The sequence below is a fragment of the Streptococcus sp. HMSC078H03 genome (assembly GCF_001808655.1).
Taxonomy (GTDB): Bacteria; Bacillota; Bacilli; order Lactobacillales; family Streptococcaceae; genus Streptococcus; species Streptococcus salivarius_G.
In genome coordinates, this window is record NZ_KV794099.1 from 1 (window position 1) to 3618 (window position 3618).

The window sequence follows — 3618 nt, forward strand, 5'->3', positions numbered from 1 at the left end:
GTAAGACTCTTGAAACTGTAAGCAACGATGCATCTGGTAACGTTAAGTTCTCAGCTATGTCATTCAAGAAGGGTCAAGAAGGCGTACACAACTACACAGTAGAAGAAGTTAAAGGCTCAGACGCAACCGTTACATACGACACAATGAAAGCGAATGTAACAGTTACAGTTAAACACGATGGAACAGCTAAAGTTCTTATCGCGACTGTAGGCGACATTGCGGATAAAGAATTTAACAACCGTGTAACTCCTCCAGACGAACCTAAGTTCCAACCAGAGAAATACGTTCTTAGCGATGGTAACGGTAAGTTCGATATCACTGGTACTAAACTTCTTGATGACGATAAAGAGTTGGCAGACAAGTACGCAGAAACAAATGCGAACCCATATGCGGATAAAGCTGATAACAACGAAGCAGAAAACATCAATACTAAAGCTGTTAAACGTGGCGAAACTATCAACTACCAAGTATGGCTTGATACAAATCAATTTGATGCAAACAACAAGGATAACATCCAAACTGTTGGTATCACTGATGATTATGATGAAGCTAAATTGGAAGTTAAAGCCTCAGACATTAAGGCTTACGATGGTAAGACTGGTGCTGATGTTACTGACAAGTTCGACATCTCTATCGCTAACGGCGTGATTACTGCTAACCTTAAAGCTGGCTTCACTAAGTCACTTGGTGATGCAGAAAACACTCAAGTTATCGATACTACTAAGTTCGAATTTGGACGTTACTACAAGTTTGTCATCCCAGCTAAGGTTACTGACGGTGCTTACGATGGTGCTGAAATTGAAAATACAGCAGCTCAAGTCGTTAACTACTACAACCCAACTACTAAGAAAGTTGAAACACCTAACAAACCAACTGAAAAACGTGTTAACAACGTTCCAACTGCTATCGAGTTGATCTTCGGTAAGACACTTAACGGACGTAAGTTGCAAGATAAAGAATTTACTTTCGAATTGAAAGATGAAAAAGGTAATGTTCTTGAAACTGTTAAGAATGACGCTGAAGGTAAAGTTAAATTCTCTACTATCAACTATGCTAAAGCAGATCTTGGTAAGACATTCAACTACACAGTAGAAGAAGTTAAAGGAACTGATACAACTGTTACTTACGATAACATGAAAGTCAATGTTACTGTTCAAGTTATCCAACCTTCAGTAGGAGATCAATTGTCAACAGTTATCTCTTACGCTACAGTAGGTGGAGATGCTTATGGTGGTGACGATCGTGTCTTCGATAACAACGTAACTCCTAACTTCAAACCAGAGAAATACGTTGTTTCAGAACCAAGCTTCGACATCATTGGTAACAAACTTGCTGATGACGACGATTCAGCTGATAAAGTTGAAATCCAAAACTTGAATGGTAAGACCCTCAAACGTGGTCAAAAGATCTACTATCAAGTATGGCTTGATACTCGTGACTTCACTGCAGAAAGCAACCTTCAAACAGTTGGTATCACAGACAACTACGAAGAAGCTAAGCTCGATATCGACGCTTCTGAAATCAAGGTTTACGATGGTATCACTGGTAAGGATGTTACAGACAAGTTCGATATTAAAGTTGAAAATGGTGTTCTCTACGGTACATCTAAAGCAAGCTTGACTAAAGCTATTAGTGCAACAGATGCTACTCCAGTCATCGATACAACTAAATTCAAGTTTGGTCGTTACTATAAATTTGATATTCCAGCTGTTGTTAAAGACATTGATGCTAACGACGGTGTAGATATTGAAAATACAGCTAACCAAACAATTCACCAATACAACCCATTCAATAAGAAAGTTACAACTCCTGAAAAACCAACTCAAACACGTGAAAACAACGTTCCAGTTCCACTCGAGTTCAACTTCACTAAACGACTTGAAGGCCGTGAGTTGACTGCAGGTGAGTTCAGCTTCGTATTGAAAGACAAAGACAACAAGGTTCTTCAAACAGTGACCAACGATAAAGATGGTCACATCAAGTTTGAAAAACTCTTGTTCAACAAAGCTGATCTTGGTAAGACATTCACTTTCACAGTTGAAGAAGTAGCTGGTAAAGATACTTCAATCACTTACGATGCTATGAAAGCAACTGTAACAGTGGAAGTTACTAAGGAAGGCAAAGTTCTCACAACTGTCGTTAACCACGCTTCAACAGGCGGATTCGCTTCAAGTGCTAACGATAAAGAGTTCAACAACAAAGTTCGCCCACCAGAAACACCTAAGTTCCAACCAGAAAAATATGTTGTTTCTGAAGCAAAATTCGATATCACAGGTACTAAGCTCGTTGATGATGATAAAGAATTGGCTAACAAGGTTGCAGATACAAATGCTAATCCTTACGCTGATGATGCATCAAACAACGAATTGGAAAACATGAATACTAAGTCTGTTAAACGTGGTGATAAACTTGTTTACCAAGTATGGCTCGATACAACTAAATTCGACGCCAACAACAAGGATTACATCCAAACAGTTGGTATCTCTGATGACTACGACGAAACTAAGTTGGAACTTGACGCTACTAAGATTAAAGCTTACGATTCAGTAACAGGTGAAGATGTTACCGCTAAATTCGACATCACAGTTGAAAACGGTGTAATCACAGCTAACCTTAAAGATGGCTTCACTAAGTCACTTGGTGATGCTGCAAACACTCAAATTATCGACACAACTAAGTTTGCCTTTGGTCGTTACTATAAATTTGATATTCCAACCACTGTTAAAGACACTGTTCCTGGTGGTGTAGATATTGAAAATACAGCTGGACAAGTTGTTCACTACTACAACCCAACAACTAAGAAGGTTGAAACACCTAAGGTACCAACTGAAAAACGTGTTAACAGTGTTCCAGTTGAAGTCGGATTCAACTTCACTAAACGTTTGGAAGGTCGTGAGCTTAAAGCTAACGAATTCACATTCGAGTTGAAGGATGCAGCAGGTAAAGTTGTTGAAACTGTTAAGAATGATGCAGCTGGTAATGTTAAATTCTCTAAACTTGAATTCAAGAAAGGCCAAGAAGGCGTTCACAAGTACACAGTAGAAGAAGTCAAAGGAACTGATGCAACTGTTACATACGATACAATGAAAGCGAATGTAACAATCACTGTTTCTCATGATGGTACTGCTAAAGCTCTTGTAGCAACTATTGGTGAAATTGCTGATAAAGAATTCAACAATGCTGTTCGTCCACCAGAAAAACCTAAGTTCCAACCAGAAAAATATGTTGTTTCTGAAGCGAAATTCGACGTAACAGGTACTAAACTTGTTGATGATGATAAAGAATTGGCTAATAAGGTTGCAGATACAAATACCAACCCTTACGCTGACGATGCATCAAACAACGAATTGGAAAACTTGAATACTAAGTCAGTTAAACCTGGTCAAAAACTTTACTACCAAGTATGGCTTGATACAACTCAATTTGACGCTAACAACAAGGATCATATCCAAACTGTTGGTATCACTGATGACTACGATGAAACTAAGTTGGATGTCGATGCATCAGCAATCAAGGCTTACGATTCAGTATCAGGTGCGGATGTAACTTCTAAGTTCGACATTAAGGTTGAAAATGGTGTTGTTACAGCTAACCTTAAAGATGGCTTCACTAAGTCAC

General features: G+C 38.7%; 1 protein-coding gene. It reads left to right on the forward strand.

Annotated features, from left to right (window positions below):
• On the forward strand, positions 1-3618 hold a 3618-nt coding region (locus HMPREF2607_RS04840), incomplete at both ends, for an SspB-related isopeptide-forming adhesin (RefSeq protein ID WP_315940788.1).